We start from the raw sequence: 17,696 nt of genomic DNA on the forward strand, positions 1-17,696 counted from the left end.
CACTTGTTCAATATAACAGCCTGTTGTTTAATCGTTTGACTGAGGAAGAATGGAGCAAGACCGGCATTAACTTTAAAGGTGAGCCCGTATCAATAGCTGTGATCGTACCGGCATTTGTGAAGCACGTGCAAGGTCACTTAGGTCAAATTCGTCGAATCAAGCAGGGAGAGCTGGACTCTCGCAATTAGATTAATGCCATTTTTTAAGGTATAGCCATTGTGATCATATAAAGGGAGAGCAGGTGAAGAAGCATGTCTGATACAGCTGTCATTATTCGTAATGCTGAGCTTGAGGATCTAGATGCTACACGGGAAGTACTTATTGATGCTTATGGCCAATATGAGCAAGTGCTGTCTGAAGCGGCATGGAATCAATATAAAGAAAGCATACTGGAATCTGTTGAAGGAGCAGCAACGAAGGCGCGTTTAGTCGCGGTGCTGGGCGGGAAGATCGTTGGAAGTGTGTTCTTGTTTGATTCCTCTGAAGCGGCCTATGGACGGCCGGAGCTTCAAATTCATTCACCGATTATTCGCCTGCTCGCTGTATCACAGGCAGCACGCGGCTTCGGCGTAGCGACGGAGCTTATCCGTGCCAGTGCAAAGCTTGCAAAGGAATGGGGAGCGGAGACGCTGCATCTTCATACTTCAGACATGATGGATTCAGCTGTAAGGCTGTACGAGCGCCTCGGCTTCGAGCGCGCATTCGATAAGGATTTAATGAACGGGGAAACGCTCGTTAAGAGCTACCGGCTTCAATTAAAGGAAGCATCATTATTGCAGGTAACTTAGCAGGACTGCTGCTTTTGCTGTCAAAAGATCAATCATACTATGTTCATTAGGAGGCTGTTTATTATGGCGAACCGCAAGCAACTTAAGTTTGGCGCATTGATTCATGGTGTGGGAGGCAATATCTCGGCATGGCGGCATCCGGAAGTGCCGGCTGATGCGAGCGTGAACTTTAAATTTTATACGGAGCAGGCACAGACTGCTGAAGCGGGTAAGTTCGATCTTGTATTTATCGCTGACGGTCTATATATAAATGAAAAATCGATTCCGCATTTTTTAAATCGCTTTGAGCCGATTACGATTTTGTCCGCGCTGGCAGCTGTTACGTCCAAAATTGGATTGGTTGGCACATTATCGAGCTCATATAGTGAGCCGTTTACGGTTGCAAGACAATTTGGTTCTTTAGATCATATTAGCGGCGGTCGTGCTGGATGGAATGTCGTTACATCTCCGCTTGAGGGCTCGGCAAGTAATTTCAGCAAAACGGATCATCCGACACATGATGAGCGCTACAAAATTGCCGAAGAGTATTTGGAAGTGACACGCGGCTTGTGGGATTCTTGGGAGGACGATGCTTTCGTCAGAGACAAAGAGTCAGGTGTGTTTTTTGATCCGTCTAAGCTGCACCGTCTAGATCATAAAGGCGAGTATTTCTCCGTTCAAGGTCCGCTTAATATTGCTCGCTCGAAGCAAGGGCATCCGGTTATTTTTCAAGCAGGCTCTTCTGAGAGCGGCAAGAAGCTGGCTGGCAAAGCAGCAGATGCGGTATTCACAGGCCATGACAATATCGAAGATGCCAAAGCATTTTATAAAGACGTGAAGGATCGTACGGTGGCTGAAGGCCGTTCGGTGGATGATATCGTTATTCTTCCTGGCATTGGTCCGATTATTGGACGCACGGAAGAGGAAGCTGAGCGCAAGTACCAAGAGCTGGCAGAGTTAGTGACGATCGAGAATGCTTTGAACTATTTAGGGCGTTTCTTCGAGCATCATGACTTCTCTCAATATCCGCTTGATGAGCAGTTCCCAGAGCTTGGTGACCTCGGTCAAAACAGCTTCCGCAGCGGCACGGACAAAATTAAAAAAGTAGCGAAAGAGAAAAATCTGACGCTGCGCCAGGTTGCGCTTCAATCCGCGACTCCGCGTCCGCAGTTCATTGGTACGCCTGAGAAAATTGCAGATCTGATTGAGGAGTGGCATGAAGAGGGAGCAGCAGACGGCTTCATTATTCATTCTTCGATTCCAAGCGGCTTGAATGATTTTGTTGAGCTGGTTGTTCCAATTCTCCAAGAGCGCGGCATTTATCGCACTGATTATGAATCGGATACGCTGCGCGGCAATCTCGGCTTACAGATTCCGGCGAATCGCTATACGAAAGAGAAAGTGAATAGCTAATTGATTTTACAATAAGGGTTCTTCATTTTATGTTGAGATAATGAAAAGTCTTAAGAGGGTATAGAGCTGGCTGCTTGGGTAGACTTGTATCGTGCGTTCCGTTAAATGGAGGTGCAATACGATGAAATACGAATTGGGCGATTGCCTGCTGGAGCAGCGATTAAGCGAACGCGGGTTATCGCAGGCACAGCTTGCAGATGCACTGATGGTGAGACCCGAGAGGATCGGCGACTATATCGACAACAAACGAATCATGCCGCTTAAGGTAGCGATTTCGATAGCTGCAACGATTAAATGTGCTGTACCCGAACTCTATGAGTTGCGGACATCCAACGAAGTAGAATAATGATCCAAAGAAAAATAGCCCTGTAGGTCTTCTACGACCTGCCGGGCTATTTACGTTATATAATAACTGCTGGATGAAGAATGGTCTGAATGATTGGGTTGATCTCAAATTCTGATGTTCATGATATAATTCACACATATTGTACGGAGGCGACAAACTTAGGAGCTGACATCATATTATGAATATGGAAAATCACCTTATACTGTGGAACCTTGTTTCGCTGAAAATATGGGATGTGCAGCGAGCCGAGCTTACGATTGGCGGCAATTTACACACCTCTCAGCTTACGTCGAGTACTCTATTATACGCGATAAATGGCCGTGCTCGGCTCCTTCTGGACGGGGCTGGGCATCAATTGGAGAGTGGGTATGTATGCCACGCCGGCAAAGGCGCAGTTGTTACAATTTGTGATATCACCGACCATTTAGAATATTATATGATTCAGTATAAAGCCACTCTGCCGCTGCCATGCAGCCAAGACTTACTTCAATTGCTGGCTAGCACGGAACCATTTGAAATCCAATATGGTTTTGCGGCGAGTCATGCTGCTCCACTGCTCCAGTCCTTGTCCCGTATGGAGCAGGAGTGGAACCAGCCGGAAGCGATTGCGAAGCTGCAGGTAAAATCATTATTTTATCAGTTTATTTGCGAATTGATGGGGCAACTGCAGCACAGGCGGATGGAGCAGGCTTCTCCGGATGTGGTGCTTGAGGCTGTTAGATATATGGATTCACACTATGCCGAACCGATTACAGCAGACACACTTGCAGCATTATTGAATTGCAGTTCTCGGACATTGCAGCGGATGTTCAATAAGCGGCTGTCTCTTGGACCGATTGACTACCTGATGCAGATTCGTATAGACAAGGCCAAGGAGCTGCTGTCTCGTACGAATTTAGGGCTTAAAAATATTGCTGAAGCAGTCGGTTATGAGGACAGCTATTATTTCAGCCGTTTATTTAAGCGTTATACGGGCGTTTCTCCAAGCATGTACCGAGAAACGATGCATCAAGCCAGAGGTGATGATTCGGAGAATGGCACGGTAATTGTGGCTAAGCTGGAATTGGAAAGTGGCGAAAAGAAGGCGGCATCAGATCCGCTGGATGCTGCTATTCGCCGCTCACAGCGGACGATTGTTCATCTCAAAGGCGAGCTGCTGCTCCAGCGGCAGCCACAGAAAATTGCTGTGCTGGACCCGCAGTTTATGGACCATATGCTGGCTCTAGGTGAGCTGCCGGCGGGCAGCGTCATCGTAAACGGAGATCATAGCAGTGTTCCTGAGTATCTAATAGACAAGCAGCGTTCGATTCAGTCCTTGGGAACGATGGCTGAACCCGATCTGGAAGCTTTGCGTGCTTTAGAGCCCGATCTGATCATCTGCACTGAGTTCCACCAGAATATTTATAGAAGCCTCACGCATATTGCGCCGACCATCATGCTAGAGCGAAATCGCGATTGGAGAGAAACCTTGCGAACCATCGGACGAATAACGGGCAAGAAGCTTGAGGCAGAGCAGGTCTTACAGCAGTATAAGCACAAAATAAGCGGGCTGAAATCGGCACTGGCAAACAAGCTGCATGGGCAGTCAGTTATGATGATTCGTCCACGGGATAATATCATTAGGCTGCACACAAGCGCTCATCGTACGGCAGCCATTCTATACAGCGATCTGGGGCTTCAACCGCCGAAGCTAGCGGTTGACCGCAAAAGGACCAGCTCTTTAATAGCTTTGGAAGGGCTGCCGGAGCTGGATGTTGACCATTATTTCGTATTGACCGACAACAAATATAAAGCTTGGTCGGAAGAGCTTCAGACCACTGCGACATGGAAAAACCTTCGTGCCGTGCAGCAGCAGCATGTTTACCACGCCAAATCGAGCATATGGATTGCCTATTACGGCCCAATCGCGATGAACCAGGTGGTCGATCAAGTGGCGGAGGTTTTCTTAAACGCCAAATAATTAAAATAGTGAAGCATGACTAGCGCTTCGATTTCCATTTCTTATATAAACACGGTTGCATCCGAATCAACGTATTCGAGCAACGGTGTTTTTTTGTCGCCACAATCCATGGGCAGTGGCGCAAATATCCATTGAAGATAACAGAGGGAGTCGTTATAGTGTTGTAAGTGAAGATGATTGTCATTCTCAACAAGAAAAAGGGGAGAGATTATACATATGTATTCAAAAATCAAATGGATTTGGACCATTAGCCTGTTAGTAAGTTTGGTTATGATTCTGGGCGCATGCTCAGACAGTTCAAACAATGGCAGCAGCAATGCTGGGGGAGGAACGACAAATCAGCCTCAAGCCCAAAATGGTGAGTCCGCTAACAGCGGCTCCGTAACAGAACCGGCCCTTGCAGCACCAGTCACGATCAAACATTTGAAGGGTGAATTAACACTCGAGAGCGTACCTAAGAAAATTGTCGTGTTGGACGTCCAGTACGCGGATCAAATGCTGGCGCTGGGCTTTCAGCCGGCGGGCAGCGTAATAGCCGAAACCGACAACGGACTTCCTCCCTATCTGGGCGATAAGATGGGCAATATCCCGTTACTTGGGACGTATGTAGAACCGAATTTGGAAGGAATCATTGCGATAGAGCCGGATCTCATCATTGCAACAGAATTCCATGATGATATTTACGAAGATTTACTTAAAATCGCACCGACGATCACACTAGAGCGCAATGAGGACTGGCGGACCGTACTTTTGAAATTTGGGCAAATCTTGAATAAGCCGCAAGAGGCGCAGGCGCTGGTTGATGGTTACAAGCAAAAGATAAGCGATCTGAAAGCAGCATTGGCAGATAAAATGAAGGGACAAACGGTTGCCTTGATTAGGCCTAGAGATGAAATGATTCGTCTCCAAACGACATCCCATCGAACTTCACAGATTTTGTATGACGATCTAGGTCTGACTCCACCTAAAATGGCAGTTAACAGCAAGGATTCAAGCATGATGATTTCTCTTGAAGTTATCCCAGAGCTGGCTGCCGATCATTTATTTTTACTTCAGGATGAAACGAATTTGGAGCTAACGACTGAATTTCAGAACACATCGATCTGGAAAAGCATGAGTGCGGTTAAGGAAAATCGGGTATATGAGGAAAACACAGCGCAGTGGATTGGTTATTATGGACCGATTGCCATCAATTTGATTGTTGATCAGATCGCGGAGGCGCTCAATTAAAACCTTTTTGAACGAAAATGCCAGAGGGGGATTGTGTATGAACAAGCAGTCGCAGCTCGCGCAGAATGAGAGGGATTATTTGAGCCAACATTTTGGCTTGTGTGAATATGATGGAACCCGCTCCGTCGGATCGGTGAGGGCTTTGGATTTGCTCGACATGGAGATGTGCTCCGACTATTTGGACAGGCTGACCGTCATTCTACACTCCCCATCGAGGATGGTCACAGCATCGCAGTTTTTTAAAAGGTATGCCTTCTTAACTACAGCACCGCTGCTGTACGCCATGACAGTTTACAACAAGGGACTGAATTTATCTGCAAGTAATTGTATTCTTGGATCGTCACCGGGCCACTCTTGGCTGGAGCATGTCAGTCTTGCCGATAGTGATGCTGCAATGCCTGAAGCCAGCGAGCGGCATGTTTGGCGCAATACAGTTATGCAAGCTCTTTTTGCTGAGAATTTAGGAAAATTAGTTGCGGTCATGTCTAGAGCAGCGAACGTGCCAAAACCGATATTATGGGAAAATGTTGCGGTTCGTATATTCTCGCTCTACGAGAAACGAATCGGATTAACGGGTGAACAGCAAGAGCAATCCCGAGCCCGAGCAGACTTTCAGTATGTGATTCATCAGGCTCCTGGTGCTTTATTTGGGGAAAAACAAAATCCGCTAAGCCGCTTTTATATCGAACCGACCTGCTCATCCGTTTCTAATACACCTATGCGGGTTCGCAAAACCTGCTGCTTCTATTATGAGGTCACAAGCGACAAAGAATACTGCACCAACTGCCCAAAGCTGTAGTGTTAAGGGGCACAAGTATTGTTCATCCAATTAACAGCATAAGCCTTAATAAATAACGCTGTCCAGCTCCCTGGGCGGCGTTTTTCTTGCTGCAGCTCTCTCAAATTAATAGCAGGGGTTCGCAAGTGCAATATGTTCATTAATTCGTGTGGCCAAACTTGTTCAATCCTTTTCCTTGCTATAACATGATGAAATAAGATAGGCCTTACAAAGGAGTAAGGCCATAATGAAACGAAGGTGGGGAATGTATGAAGCTAACGGAGCCCGAAATCGAAAAAAGCTTGGCGGCATGTGAAGGATGGAAGCGGGAGGATGGTAAATGGATAATCAAAAAATATCGCTTTAAATCTTTTCCAAGCGCTATCGCTTTCGTAAACGAGGTAGCGCAAGCATCCGAGCGTCTGAACCACCATCCATTCATAGCTATCGATTATAAAATGGTAACGCTCCGAATGACGACATGGCATGATGGCGGCCTTACGGAGCTGGATTTTACAGCAGCAGCAGCTTTTGACCTTGCTTATGCCAGCGCTTGAATATACCCTTGATTAAGCTGAATTTTCTAAGCAAATGTATGGAGAAAGATTAACAGGCTGCCCCAGACGATAAGTCCATTAGGCAGCCTGCTATTTTTTTATGAAAAACTAAACACCTGAATACGCTAAAAAACCGCCATCAACTGGAATCGTTGTACCAGTGACAAAACCTGCCGTTGTCTCGTCAGCGAGCCATAATAGAGTGCCCAGCAAATCTTCGGGTTTGCCGAAACGGCGCATCGGAGTATGGGAAATAATTTTGCCCGAGCGTTCGGTTAAATGACCATCCTCGTCCAATAGCAGCTTTCTGTTTTGCTCAGTCAGGAAAAACCCAGGAGCAATAGCGTTAACTCGAATGCCGGATTCAGCTAGATGAACGGCCAGCCACTGCGTGAAATTGACGATAGCTGCTTTGGCTGCACTATAGGCGGGTACCTTGGTCATCGGCGATGGAGCGCTCATCGATGAAATATTTATGATCGTTGCGCCCTGACGGCCAAGCATTTGCTCTGTAAAGATTTGCGTTGGAATAAGTGTGCCGATAAAGTTGAGATCCATGACGCTGCGGAATCCTTCAATGCTCAAATTAAACAGCGTCGTTGTATTTTCTGCGTGAAGATGCTCTGGCTTAAAGGTCTCGTTCGTCGTATTCGCGCTAGGATGATTGCCGCCTGCACCATTAATTAATATATCGCATGGACCAAGCTTATCGAGCACAGCCGCTGCTGCTGCTTTTGTGCTTTCAGCGTTGGTGACGTCACATGCGACAGCGATGGCGATCCCGCCAGCAGCCTGTATCTCCTCAGCTACGGCAATCCCTTTCTCAGCGGTACGATTGAGAATAGCGATTTTGGCGCCTTGTCTAGCAAGCTCAAGCGCCATGACTCGGCATAGTACGCCAGCACCGCCAGTGATGACAGCGACCTTGCCTTCAAATGACTCATGCTTAGGCAGCTGTGTCATGATTTGCCCTCCAAACCTGCAGTCGAAGCGGCTGCAAGCCGATACGCGTCCCAAAGCCCCCATAAATACATAATGCCGAGCGCGCGATCGTATAGGCCATATCCCGGTCTGCACTGCTCATCAAAAATATGACGACCATGATCAGGCCTTGCATATCCTGTGTAGCCCACCTCGTGATAAGCTCTCACAATGCCGGCGATATCAACGGTTCCATCTTCTGTACGGTGAGACGTCTCGATAAAGTCTCCGTTCTCATACACGCGGACGTTGCGGATATGGGCGAATGGGATACGATCTGCAAACTCATGAATCATAGAAATAATATCATTGCTAGGATTTGCGCCGAGCGAGCCGCTGCAAAGCGTGATTCCGTTAAACGGACTATCATAAAGCTTAAGGAAAGTTCTGAAGTTTTCCTGTCCTGTCATAATGCGCGGCAATCCGAACACAGACCATGGCGGATCATCCGGATGAATGGCCATTCGAATGCCGTTGCGTGCTGCCACAGGTATAATTTCATTTAAGAAGTAACGAAGATTTTCCCATAGATGCTCTTCGGTCACGCCTTGATAAGCCTCAAACAGCTTCGTCAAATGCTGAAGCCGCTCAGGCTCCCAACCCGGCATAGTTAGCGCTGAGTTCGCGTTAATTTCTTCAACAAATTGGAATGGATCGGCATCAGCTATTCGGCTATTTTCATAAAATAAAGCGGTTGCACCATTGCCCATCGGCTTGTGCAAGTCGGTGCGCAGCCAATCGAAGATGGGCATGAAGTTATAGCAAATAACTTTAACGCCAACGCTGCCTAGCTTCTCAATTGTTTTCTTATAATTGTCTATGTATAAATCACGCGACGGCAAACCAAGCTTAATGTCCTCGTGTACGTTAACGCTTTCGACGACATCGATATGCAAACCGTATTGCTCTGCTTGCTGCTTTACCTCCAAAATTCGCTCCAGCGGCCATTCCTCTCCTGCCGCAACATCATGAAGCGACCAGACGATACCGTCTGTACCGGGAATTTGTTTAATATAGCTAAGGGGAACCGTATCGTTGCCTTCTCCAAACCATCTAAAAGTCATTTTCATGCGTATCAATCCTCCCGTTTTATTTGTAGTAATGAGGATACTTTTCCTTAAGCACGGCCTGATCGGATATGTTCTGAGTAAGATGCTCCGTCATGAGCCGATCAGCAGTATCCGCATCTTGAGCTTCTACAGCTTCTGCCATCATGCGATGCTGCGCATAAAGATTTTCCCAGTGGAGATCATCCACCAGACGCAGCATACGGCTTCGATTGAGATGCCCATTCATTTGCTGCATATTCGACCAGGTGTTGCTCTTGCTGCAGCCTTCAAATAAGATGCGATGAAAAGCTTCGTCAAGCGAAAACATACTTTGGTTATCTTTGTTGTGAATGCTTTCCTGCTGAAGGTGAAGGTTGTTCTGAAGCTTGAGAAGGTAGGGCGCAGGAAAATGGCTGCACGCTAACCGAATGACAGCCCTCTCTAGATGCTCTCGCATAAATCTTGCTTCCTCTACGAGTGCAGTGTCGATTAATGAAACGAGTGTTCCCCGCTGTGGAAGCACTTGAACAAGACCCTCTTGAGCGAGTCTAAGGAAGCTTTCCCTAACGGGAGTACGGCTGACCTTGAACAAAATGGAAGTCTCATTCTCTGAAAGAGCTGTTCCAGGCGGCAGTTCCAGCTTCAAAATCTGTTCTCTTAGCTGCATATAAACGGAGTCTCTAGTGGATAGGGGCTGTTGACGTACTTGATAATCCATCGGCTCATTCCTTTCATCTTCACACTACCATACTACCATACAAGTATACAAGTGCGTAAGCGTAAATTTAAAATGCTAGAAGGGCTGCCCCAAAAGTAGAAGATCTACTTCTGAGACAGCCCTTCAATATGGTTCCATACGTTTATTTTGCGCTAATCGGCATTACTCCAAGTTGTTTCATTACCGCTAATAGGACAAGCAGGGAATTTTTCTCCCTTTTGGAGCTTATCTTTCTTGCCTGACTCTGAAATGTAGTTCCCAGCATGCTTAACAATTTCTCCCGTTCGATAAGAAGTATTCGTACTACTCATAGTAACTAGCACCTCCAGTTATTTTGTAGCAGGTAGATAGGGGGTTACCTGCTTATTCTTATTTACCCCGCTCAGCATGATATGAAACAGTTTGTAGTGAAAAAAGATAACTTAGCTGCTTGCGGCATTTTCCGTTTTTGCTTCAGTTCTCGTTTTCTCACGCTCTAATAGCGTTTTCAAATACGTCGACATCACTCTCGCTAGCTGATCGGATACTTCCATAAGACTCATATGTCCGACATTTTCAAAAGTAGTCTCCAGAATATGAGGGTATTTGAACGTCGTTTCTGGTTGATCCAGACTCGTAACCGTGAACGTATCATTAGGTTTAATGACACCATCCTCTGCGCCTGCTACTAGCAAAATAGGGTATTTGGCTTCTGCCAGCACATGGCTGCGGTCGGGACGCATCTTCATCCCCTCTAATGTAGCGATAGCAGCGTGTGCCTCCATCTCCTGACCTACTCCAATTAGCTGATTGACCTCGTCGCGCATTTCTCCGACTTTATCATCGGTAAATAGATTAGGAATGATACTGTACAAGTATTTTGAAATGCCTTTTTCGTGAATCGCTTCAATATCTGTATCACGTTTCTCCTTTGTTACCTCGGAGTCGGGAAGCACAGTCGAATGGATAAGGGCAAAACCTGCGAGCTTGTCCGGATATTTTTCTGCAAAGGCAGCTGTTACATAACCGCCCAAGGAATGACCGAACATAACAACCTTCTCAATTGCAAGTGCTTCCAAAAGTGCTGCAATATCCTCGGCCATAGTCTCCATTGTATACGGGCCCTCAGGAGCAGATGAACCGCCGTGACCGCGGAGATCAGGGATGATGACGCGATATTGATCACCTAATACAGGACAGATTTTTTGCCAGTATTGAGATGAGCCGCAAAAGCCGTGGAGCAATACAATGACGTCTCCTTTACTACTGCCACATTCTTCATAGACTAAATCGATGCCATTAACGTGTATACGCTGCTTTTCCATCGATCATCACCAGCCTTTTCTATTATCGATTTGTTTTGGTGTAGTCTCTTAACCTATTCCAGAGCTTCTGAAACATTTGAAAAAACGGATTATTTATTTCTTCATTAATAGCCCTATTTTCAATACGGAAGTCTGAGAATGGGTTGTTTCAAAGGTCAATAGGCTGGTTAATAACATGACAAGTTAACAAATTAACCAATCAACAAAAACAGCTTCAAAGGAAGGATGATTCCGATGTTAGGATGGGCATTATTATTTTTCATTTTTGCCATTGTCGCAGGCATTTTCGGATTTCTAGGCATTGCCTCCGCATTAGCCGGGATAGCAAAAATATTATTCGTCGTATTCGTTATTCTCTTTATTGTTTCTCTCATCGTTGGTAGAAGACGAGTCAGTTAACTTCATCTAACAAAGTAAAACAACACTAATCTAAACAAAACGATTCCAAACAAAAACGGAGGAGGAATTTATTATGAATCACTTATCCAATACGAAGGTACACACGGTAAACAACGCTGTCGAGGTGCAAGAGCAGGTTTATAAATTTCAAACGGAAGGTTATGCGAAGGACAAAATTTTTGTACTGACGCATGACAAGGACCGGACAAATCGTATTGCTGACAACACGGACGCTGAGAAAATCGGCATTTCCGAGGAAGGTCTAGGATCGGCGATCGCAAACATTTTCCGTTCGACCGGAGATGAGCTGCGGGCGAAGATGAGATCACTTGGTATTTCGGAGCAAGAGTCACAGCGTCTTGAGCGCGAGATGGATCAGGATAAAATCTTGGTCATCGCATGGGGCGGTAAAGAATATACAGGTGAAGAATTTGACCCTGCCGTATACTACTACCCTCAATACATGGGTTAACATCCGACTCCACAACTACCAAGAATTCAATCAGGGCCTATCCGCGAGGGTAGGCCCTTTATTAGAAAGCTAAGTTTCAATTTTATAAGTAAGCTTATAAGTTAATATGCTGCTTGGTAATTTTACTTATAAAAATTTGACTCTACTACCGCTTACGCTCAGAATATAAGTAGTAGTTATTGGAGCTAAAGGAGCCTGCATATGAGTATTATAATTGTAGATGATAATGCTACTAACCAGATTATTATTAAAGCTATTTTAAATAAAGAAGGTTATAAAAATTTGAAAATCGCGTCCTCGGCAAAAGAGCTTTATACGATGCTGGACATTGATTGTACGCTATCGACTGAATCAAACGTAGATTTGATTTTGATGGATATGATGATGCCGGAGATTGATGGCTTAGAAGCTTGCAAACGAATATTGCAGGTGGAGCGCTATAAGGATGTTCCGATCATTTTTGTTACTGCGCTTGGCGATTCCAGCAAGATGGCGGAAGCGCTTGATGCCGGTGCCAGTGATTACGTGATGAAGCCGATCAACAAGATGGAGCTGCTCGCAAGGATTCGATCTGCTTTAAGGCTCAAGCGAGAAATTGATTGGCACAAAGAAAGAGACAGGCAGATTAAAGCAAAGCTGGAGCTAGCCAAAAAGGTGCAAAGAAATGTATTAAGCCAGCCGATCAACGATGATCATGTGGCGATAAGCGCTGTATATCAGCCTTCTTCGGAGCTTGCGGGCGATTTTTACGCATGGTATCCGATTGATGAGAATCGTTACGGCGTTATTTTGCTGGATATGATGGGACATGGCATTTCTTCTTCACTGGTTTGCATGTATATCTCCTCGGTTCTTAAGGATACAATTACGCATATTACCGATCCAAGTCTTGTTATGCGCGAGCTGAATCGGTACATGAACCAGCTGTATAAGAAGGAAGAACTGCTTAATTATTATTTTACCGCCATTTATTTAGTGCTGGATACGAATAAGCGGGTCATTGAATATGTAAATGCCGGACATCCTCCGGGAAAAGTGCTAATTGGCGATGAGACAACCTTGTTGACTGCAGGCTGCTGTGCGATTGGGTTGTTTGAAAATATCGACATCCAAAAGGGCAGCATCTCTTACGAGGATCATATGAAGATCGTTCTTTATACGGATGGATTAAGTGAATCTCTTGGAGATAAAGAAGAGGATAAGCTTAATATGCTTGTCGAACAGCTAGTGAAAAAAGATGCGAGTGAGCATGCGGAAATGGTCAGTGCGTTTTTATCGGAGCATGCGAGTGTCAGCCAGAAGGACGATATATGCTTAGTCATGATTGAAACCAAATAAATTTCCGGCTTGGAGATATCATTATATTTTAAAAATAAATGTTTAACCTGTTTCAAAGCAATCCGAACGGTTTATATGTAAGTATAAGCAAAAGGAAGCTCGACAATCCCGCATAGGAGGGAGATAATTATGAGGACGTTTATTCTTATTGGTTGTTTAATCGGAGGTATATTCGCATACACGGGAGATATTGGACAGGTCACCGCAACATATTCGCCAGTGACGGCTTCAAGCCCAGTGAAGGCGATAAAGGCTGAGGAAGCAACTCATGAAATTGTAATCGCTTCTGCATCTCCCTCTACTGTAACGGAAGTTACCTATGCAGCAGAATCAACACCGGTTGTGAAGGCAAAAAAACCAAAATTTACGCTTCAAACGGTTAACGGCATCACGCTTTATGATGATCCAAGCCTTGTGATTCAGAAGCTGGGTAAACCAAAAAGCAAAACGGCGGACCCGGATTTAACCGATCTGATCACCTATGAATACCCGAATATGAATGTCATCTTTAGTGGTGAGTTCATACAATCTGTTGAAATGGCGGAGAATACCAAAACGCTGCTGATTGATGGAAGTGAAGTTGCAGCGACAGTAGATGCTGTAAAGGATGCGTTAGGGGAACCCGATTATGTGACGGAGGACGGTATCGTATTCGAGCGAGATGAAGCCTTATTAAAGCTTTTCATTGATGCGGATACGCAGAAGCTGACGTCCATTCATTACTTCCACAGCTTCTCTATGTAATAAATCGCTTGTACAGCTTGTACAAGGAGAAGGATCTTGATACTATTTATTAAACAAAAGTGAGCGGAGTGAATGGAATGAAAGCTGAGCAATTTCAAGTCAAGCAAGAAGAGACACAAAATCAAATTATTCTTCATGTAAGCGGAGAGTTGGACTTATCTGTAGTGCCGCAGCTGCGGGCAGCTCTGGAGCCGGTTATGAACCGCGAAGATAAAGCATTGATTCTAAATCTTAAACATTTAAAATATATCGACAGTACCGGAATCGGCATTATCGTTTCGGTGCTAAAACTTCGTGATGAGCTAAAAGCACCGTTTTTCGTGCGGGATATTCCTTCCGCGGTTAAGCGTCTGTTTGACATCACAGGCATTTCCAGATATTTAATAGAAGGGACAGAGGCCCAAGCATGAATGCCATTCGTTTACAAATACCGGCCCATGCGGACTATATCGATCTGGTCAGAATCTGTCTATTCGGAATTGCCTCAAAGATGAGTTATGCATATGAAGAAATGGAAGATATGAAGGTGGCTGTTTCTGAAGCCTGCAACAACGCAGTTATTCATGGCGTTCAGAACTCCGAGCAAGAGGTTATCGACGTTTCCTTTGAACCAACTGAAACGGGATTAACGATCAAAGTAAAGAACAGTGGATCAGCTTTCCCTTTATCGGATGCACTCGATAAAGCAGCTCCGCTCCCTGAAGCCGACGTTAGCGGGCTTCGGGTCGGAGGCCTAGGCATTTATTTAATGCAGGCGCTGATGGACGAGGTAGAGGTTCATCCATTGGAGAATGGAACGGAAGTCGTCCTAACCAAATATTTGGATGCAGCAGCAGAGGCTTAGTGTGATTAAGGTTACAAAAACATAAAAAAAGCGGTGCAGGAATATTTCCTGCACCGCTTTTTTTTTTGATTCTGATCTAGAGCTGCTGGATAATTTCCCATTGACTTCCAAGTGTATTACATGCATAATACGCTTATGAAGTGTATTATGCGCGTAATACACATTTGCGATGAATGTGAGGTATGACTATGAACACGATTGAAGGCTGGACGGAAGTTGCGTTCAATAATCGGGACCCTGTTTATTTGCAGGTGGTCCGTCATTTTAAAGAACGAATCKCAACGGGCAAGCTTGCCGCTGGCCAGGAAACTCCCTCGAGAAGGGAGCTGGGCACGCTTATGAAAATTAATCCCAATACGGTACAGAAAGCGTATAAGGAAATGGAGGAGCAGCAATTGATTATTACGGAAGGAAACTCACCTAGCCGAATTACGAATGATAAAGAACTGCTGAATCAAATAAGATCGGAGCTCATTGGCGAGGCGGTAGGTGCTTTTGTGGCGTCGGTGCGCAAAATTGATGTACCTATCGAAGAGCTGCTGCAGCTGGTTAAAAACAAATATGAGGAAGGTGAGCCGGAGCATGATTGAGGTAAAAGACATGCATAAGCGGTATCGACGCCGCGATGTTCTGAATGGCGTTTCTTTTACCGTGCAAAAGGGAGAAATCGCTTGCCTTATCGGCGTGAATGGAGCCGGTAAGTCAACGATTCTGAAGGCAATCATGGGACTGACTCCAATATCGGCAGGCTCGATCCTTATTGATGAACAACTTTTAAGTCCAAGCTTGTATGAGAAAATAGCGTTCGTGCCCGATCATTTGACGATGCCAACCAGCATGAAAATATCCGAAGCGATCAGGTTTATGGCTGACTTTTATGAAAGCTGGAATCCAAAACGCGCAAGTGAGCTCATGCAGTTTTTTAAGCTGGAGTATCCGGAAAAAATCGGGAACCTGTCGAAAGGAACTGCCGCTAAATTCAATCTCATGCTGGGATTGGGACAAGATGCTGATTATATCTTAATGGACGAACCGTTTTCCGGCATTGACTTGTTCAGCAGAGAAACGATAGTGGACGTGTTTACGAGTGAATTGATTGAGGGGCGTGGCGTTTTGCTCACAACGCATGAAATCGGAGAGATGGAGCAGCTCATTGATAAAGCTATTTTATTGCAGAACGGTAAAATAAACAAATCGTTCTACTGCGAAGAAATGCGCAGCGAGCAAGGGAAATCAGTCATTGATGTGATGAGAGAGGTGTACCGAGGATGAACCGTTATTTGAAGCTTGTTCATATGGAAGTACATCGTTTCCGCTGGGTGCTCGCTATTCTAATGGCAATTGTTGCGATTACCCAATTTGCTTCGCTCATTTGGGCGACGACCAAAGAATTGTCATTTCGAGAAAAGCTGTTGTTAGAGACCGTAGACAAAAGTCTCCTGGGTGGTTTTTCTCCTCAATATTTATCGTTTGAATGGGCCATTTTCAGCTCGCAGATGGGTTATATTTTGCCGATGTTCCTTAGTATAGGTGTACTTGCCTTATATGTTTTTGTTATCTGGTACCGTGATTGGTTTGGCCGTTCTACTTTTGTATATCGATTGCTTATGCTGCCAACGGCTAGAAGGAATCTTTATTTAGCCAAAATATCGGCATTTCTCCTGTTCGTTCTTGCGTTTATTTCGTTACAATTACTATTGCTCCCGATTCAGCATATCGTATTCAACCTCATCGTTCCGGCTGATCAGCGAATAGACTCCCATATCGTTGAAGCGATCATCAGCAATCAAGCACTTGTATGGCTTATTCCGCAGCAGTTTGAACAGTTTGTTTATTTATACGGCTTTGGAGCCATCGTTGTAGTCGCTGTGTTTACTGCCATTTTGCTGGAGCGAAGCTATCGCCGTTTAGGCATTTTATATGGCGTGCTTTATTTGGCCGGTTGTGTGTTCGTTGTGGCAGCTCCATTTTTATTTTTGTATATGGATCAGTACTATAGTTATTTGTATCCCTATGAAATATTTGCGCTTGGGCTAACCCTGTGCATTCTTGTGCTCGGCATTTCGGTGTGGCTCGGCATGCGGCTGATGGCCAAAAAGATTACGGTGTAAGGAGAATGTTCATGAGACGTTATTGGTTATCGATCTTAATGGTTGTGCTCGTTGTAAGCGGAATAGCCACTTATTATTCATATGGCAGATTAGATTTCTTGCCTGATTATAAGCTGGAAACGATACAAGGCGATGCCAAGGAAGGCGCTGTTATCGAATTATCAGGCTCTCAATATTTAGAGAGACGCTCCGAAGCTCTAAATATTAATTTCAAAGGAAGCGAATATTACAGGTCGAACGAAAATATGCGTAAAAATGTGCTTAGCGGAGACTCATGGTTCTATAAGCAGCCTGACATTAAGCAAATGATAAAAGATCATAAGTCATTTATGCGGGGTAAACTTAATGCACAAGGCTTTTACAGAGACGAGGAGTGGATTGTCTATGCAGAAGTTAAAGCAGAAAAAAAGGGCTCAGAAGCCGCAATTGCGGTATTTCAGCTGCAGCTGCTTGAAGAATCAACAGACAAAGTATCGAAACTTAAAGTGACTTATGAGCTGCCGAAAGCTGTGAAAACGACAAGAGTGAACAATTTCAGCAATAATTATATGAATTTAGTGGATGTTCAAAAGGTAGATGAAGAGATTCATTTGCTCGTCAGTACATATGATTACGACAATGAGCGCAGCAGGTACGAGATATTTGTCATCGATATGAAAAGCGGGAAGCTGCTGCGTAATACGAA

At 45.0% G+C, this 17,696-nt stretch carries 22 protein-coding genes and 1 pseudogene; 18 read left to right on the top strand and 5 right to left on the bottom strand.

Translation table 11 applies throughout. The features are described 5' to 3' along the window. The 8 genes and pseudogenes from AC1DSE_RS14890 to AC1DSE_RS14925 all read left to right on the top strand — a co-directional run. Positions 1 to 188, top strand: a pseudogene (locus tag AC1DSE_RS14890) (DinB family protein); the annotation flags it as partial. A 63-nt stretch (positions 189 to 251) separates the two neighbouring features. After that, positions 252 to 788 (top strand): GNAT family N-acetyltransferase, encoded by a 537-nt coding sequence (locus tag AC1DSE_RS14895; RefSeq protein WP_477510678.1) that lies wholly within the window; start codon positions 252 to 254, stop codon positions 786 to 788. 63 nt (positions 789 to 851) lie between these two features. Continuing rightward, positions 852 to 2,180, top strand: coding sequence for an LLM class flavin-dependent oxidoreductase (locus AC1DSE_RS14900; protein WP_076269071.1), 1,329 nt, complete (start codon positions 852 to 854; stop codon positions 2,178 to 2,180). A 121-nt stretch (positions 2,181 to 2,301) separates the two neighbouring features. Then, the gene (locus tag AC1DSE_RS14905) at positions 2,302 to 2,526 is read left to right on the top strand and encodes a helix-turn-helix domain-containing protein (protein ID WP_477510677.1); all 225 of its coding nucleotides are present in this window, start codon (positions 2,302 to 2,304) and stop codon (positions 2,524 to 2,526) included. 178 nt (positions 2,527 to 2,704) lie between these two features. After that, complete coding sequence (locus tag AC1DSE_RS14910) at positions 2,705 to 4,486, top strand: ABC transporter substrate-binding protein (protein WP_477510676.1); 1,782 nt, start codon at positions 2,705 to 2,707, stop codon at positions 4,484 to 4,486. A gap of 216 nt (positions 4,487 to 4,702) precedes the next feature. Beyond that, the gene (locus tag AC1DSE_RS14915) at positions 4,703 to 5,716 is read left to right on the top strand and encodes an ABC transporter substrate-binding protein (RefSeq protein WP_477510675.1); all 1,014 of its coding nucleotides are present in this window, start codon (positions 4,703 to 4,705) and stop codon (positions 5,714 to 5,716) included. 37 nt (positions 5,717 to 5,753) lie between these two features. After that, positions 5,754 to 6,515: an IucA/IucC family C-terminal-domain containing protein gene (locus AC1DSE_RS14920; RefSeq protein WP_477510674.1), complete on the top strand. Its 762-nt coding sequence runs from the start codon at positions 5,754 to 5,756 to the stop codon at positions 6,513 to 6,515. Positions 6,516 to 6,763: 248 nt separating this feature from the next. Continuing rightward, positions 6,764 to 7,051 carry a 4a-hydroxytetrahydrobiopterin dehydratase gene (locus tag AC1DSE_RS14925; RefSeq protein ID WP_477510673.1) on the top strand — a complete coding sequence of 96 codons (288 nt, stop codon included), beginning with the start codon at positions 6,764 to 6,766 and terminating at the stop codon, positions 7,049 to 7,051. Positions 7,052 to 7,159: 108 nt separating this feature from the next. Here the strand turns inward: AC1DSE_RS14925 and AC1DSE_RS14930 are convergent, their stop codons facing one another. The 5 genes from AC1DSE_RS14930 to AC1DSE_RS14950 form a co-directional block, all read right to left on the bottom strand. Next, positions 7,160 to 8,014, bottom strand: a complete 855-nt coding sequence (locus tag AC1DSE_RS14930; protein ID WP_477510672.1) for an SDR family oxidoreductase — start codon at positions 8,012 to 8,014, stop codon at positions 7,160 to 7,162. Next, positions 8,011 to 9,102 (bottom strand): mannonate dehydratase, encoded by a 1,092-nt coding sequence (gene uxuA / locus AC1DSE_RS14935; protein WP_477510671.1) that lies wholly within the window; start codon positions 9,100 to 9,102, stop codon positions 8,011 to 8,013. The genes AC1DSE_RS14930 and uxuA overlap by 4 nt, the downstream gene beginning before the upstream one ends. A gap of 19 nt (positions 9,103 to 9,121) precedes the next feature. Then, positions 9,122 to 9,799: a GntR family transcriptional regulator gene (locus AC1DSE_RS14940; RefSeq protein ID WP_477510670.1), complete on the bottom strand. Its 678-nt coding sequence runs from the start codon at positions 9,797 to 9,799 to the stop codon at positions 9,122 to 9,124. A gap of 152 nt (positions 9,800 to 9,951) precedes the next feature. Further along, a complete protein-coding gene (locus AC1DSE_RS14945; RefSeq protein WP_179089827.1) occupies positions 9,952 to 10,110 on the bottom strand; it encodes a hypothetical protein in 159 nt (52 codons plus the stop codon). 111 nt (positions 10,111 to 10,221) lie between these two features. Next, positions 10,222 to 11,103, bottom strand: a complete 882-nt coding sequence (locus tag AC1DSE_RS14950; protein ID WP_430059548.1) for an alpha/beta fold hydrolase — start codon at positions 11,101 to 11,103, stop codon at positions 10,222 to 10,224. A gap of 234 nt (positions 11,104 to 11,337) precedes the next feature. Here AC1DSE_RS14950 and AC1DSE_RS14955 point away from each other — a divergent pair, with 234 nt between their 5' ends. The 10 genes from AC1DSE_RS14955 to AC1DSE_RS15000 form a co-directional block, all read left to right on the top strand. After that, complete coding sequence (locus tag AC1DSE_RS14955; RefSeq protein ID WP_076269061.1) at positions 11,338 to 11,502, top strand: DUF1328 domain-containing protein; 165 nt, start codon at positions 11,338 to 11,340, stop codon at positions 11,500 to 11,502. Positions 11,503 to 11,575: 73 nt separating this feature from the next. Beyond that, the gene (locus AC1DSE_RS14960) at positions 11,576 to 11,974 is read left to right on the top strand and encodes a YflT domain-containing protein (RefSeq protein WP_076269060.1); all 399 of its coding nucleotides are present in this window, start codon (positions 11,576 to 11,578) and stop codon (positions 11,972 to 11,974) included. A gap of 201 nt (positions 11,975 to 12,175) precedes the next feature. Next, positions 12,176 to 13,312: a SpoIIE family protein phosphatase gene (locus tag AC1DSE_RS14965; protein WP_430059551.1), complete on the top strand. Its 1,137-nt coding sequence runs from the start codon at positions 12,176 to 12,178 to the stop codon at positions 13,310 to 13,312. A gap of 129 nt (positions 13,313 to 13,441) precedes the next feature. Further along, positions 13,442 to 14,056, top strand: coding sequence for a hypothetical protein (locus AC1DSE_RS14970; protein ID WP_475443853.1), 615 nt, complete (start codon positions 13,442 to 13,444; stop codon positions 14,054 to 14,056). 77 nt (positions 14,057 to 14,133) lie between these two features. Next, positions 14,134 to 14,466, top strand: coding sequence for an STAS domain-containing protein (locus tag AC1DSE_RS14975; RefSeq protein ID WP_076269057.1), 333 nt, complete (start codon positions 14,134 to 14,136; stop codon positions 14,464 to 14,466). Beyond that, entirely contained in the window at positions 14,463 to 14,900 is a 438-nt protein-coding gene (gene rsbW / locus AC1DSE_RS14980) for an anti-sigma B factor RsbW (RefSeq protein WP_477510669.1), read from the top strand. The genes AC1DSE_RS14975 and rsbW overlap by 4 nt, the downstream gene beginning before the upstream one ends. A gap of 188 nt (positions 14,901 to 15,088) precedes the next feature. Beyond that, positions 15,089 to 15,490 (top strand): GntR family transcriptional regulator, encoded by a 402-nt coding sequence (locus AC1DSE_RS14985; protein WP_477527836.1) that lies wholly within the window; start codon positions 15,089 to 15,091, stop codon positions 15,488 to 15,490. Beyond that, a complete protein-coding gene (locus AC1DSE_RS14990) occupies positions 15,483 to 16,172 on the top strand; it encodes an ATP-binding cassette domain-containing protein (RefSeq protein WP_477510667.1) in 690 nt (229 codons plus the stop codon). Before AC1DSE_RS14985 ends, AC1DSE_RS14990 begins: the two co-directional genes overlap by 8 nt. Continuing rightward, positions 16,169 to 17,011 (top strand): hypothetical protein, encoded by an 843-nt coding sequence (locus AC1DSE_RS14995; RefSeq protein WP_477510666.1) that lies wholly within the window; start codon positions 16,169 to 16,171, stop codon positions 17,009 to 17,011. The genes AC1DSE_RS14990 and AC1DSE_RS14995 overlap by 4 nt, the downstream gene beginning before the upstream one ends. A gap of 11 nt (positions 17,012 to 17,022) precedes the next feature. Further along, positions 17,023 to 17,696: hypothetical protein (locus tag AC1DSE_RS15000; RefSeq protein ID WP_477527837.1), on the top strand; the 674-nt coding region annotated here is incomplete at its 3' end.

Source organism: Paenibacillus sp. 01L418, from assembly GCF_056400045.1.

Coding starts and splice junctions, on each gene's coding strand:
- AC1DSE_RS14990 (WP_477510667.1), top strand. CDS start 15,483: ATGATTGAGGTAAAAGACATGCATAAGCGGTATCGACGCCGCGATGTT.
- uxuA (WP_477510671.1), bottom strand. CDS start 9,102: ATGAAAATGACTTTTAGATGGTTTGGAGAAGGCAACGATACGGTTCCC.
- AC1DSE_RS14910 (WP_477510676.1), top strand. CDS start 2,705: ATGAATATGGAAAATCACCTTATACTGTGGAACCTTGTTTCGCTGAAA.
- AC1DSE_RS14920 (WP_477510674.1), top strand. CDS start 5,754: ATGAACAAGCAGTCGCAGCTCGCGCAGAATGAGAGGGATTATTTGAGC.
- AC1DSE_RS14995 (WP_477510666.1), top strand. CDS start 16,169: ATGAACCGTTATTTGAAGCTTGTTCATATGGAAGTACATCGTTTCCGC.
- AC1DSE_RS14955 (WP_076269061.1), top strand. CDS start 11,338: ATGTTAGGATGGGCATTATTATTTTTCATTTTTGCCATTGTCGCAGGC.
- AC1DSE_RS14975 (WP_076269057.1), top strand. CDS start 14,134: ATGAAAGCTGAGCAATTTCAAGTCAAGCAAGAAGAGACACAAAATCAA.
- AC1DSE_RS14960 (WP_076269060.1), top strand. CDS start 11,576: ATGAATCACTTATCCAATACGAAGGTACACACGGTAAACAACGCTGTC.
- AC1DSE_RS14945 (WP_179089827.1), bottom strand. CDS start 10,110: ATGAGTAGTACGAATACTTCTTATCGAACGGGAGAAATTGTTAAGCAT.
- AC1DSE_RS14940 (WP_477510670.1), bottom strand. CDS start 9,799: ATGGATTATCAAGTACGTCAACAGCCCCTATCCACTAGAGACTCCGTT.
- AC1DSE_RS14895 (WP_477510678.1), top strand. CDS start 252: ATGTCTGATACAGCTGTCATTATTCGTAATGCTGAGCTTGAGGATCTA.
- AC1DSE_RS14915 (WP_477510675.1), top strand. CDS start 4,703: ATGTATTCAAAAATCAAATGGATTTGGACCATTAGCCTGTTAGTAAGT.
- AC1DSE_RS14950 (WP_430059548.1), bottom strand. CDS start 11,103: ATGGAAAAGCAGCGTATACACGTTAATGGCATCGATTTAGTCTATGAA.
- AC1DSE_RS14970 (WP_475443853.1), top strand. CDS start 13,442: ATGAGGACGTTTATTCTTATTGGTTGTTTAATCGGAGGTATATTCGCA.
- rsbW (WP_477510669.1), top strand. CDS start 14,463: ATGAATGCCATTCGTTTACAAATACCGGCCCATGCGGACTATATCGAT.
- AC1DSE_RS14930 (WP_477510672.1), bottom strand. CDS start 8,014: ATGACACAGCTGCCTAAGCATGAGTCATTTGAAGGCAAGGTCGCTGTC.
- AC1DSE_RS14965 (WP_430059551.1), top strand. CDS start 12,176: ATGAGTATTATAATTGTAGATGATAATGCTACTAACCAGATTATTATT.
- AC1DSE_RS14905 (WP_477510677.1), top strand. CDS start 2,302: ATGAAATACGAATTGGGCGATTGCCTGCTGGAGCAGCGATTAAGCGAA.
- AC1DSE_RS14900 (WP_076269071.1), top strand. CDS start 852: ATGGCGAACCGCAAGCAACTTAAGTTTGGCGCATTGATTCATGGTGTG.
- AC1DSE_RS14925 (WP_477510673.1), top strand. CDS start 6,764: ATGAAGCTAACGGAGCCCGAAATCGAAAAAAGCTTGGCGGCATGTGAA.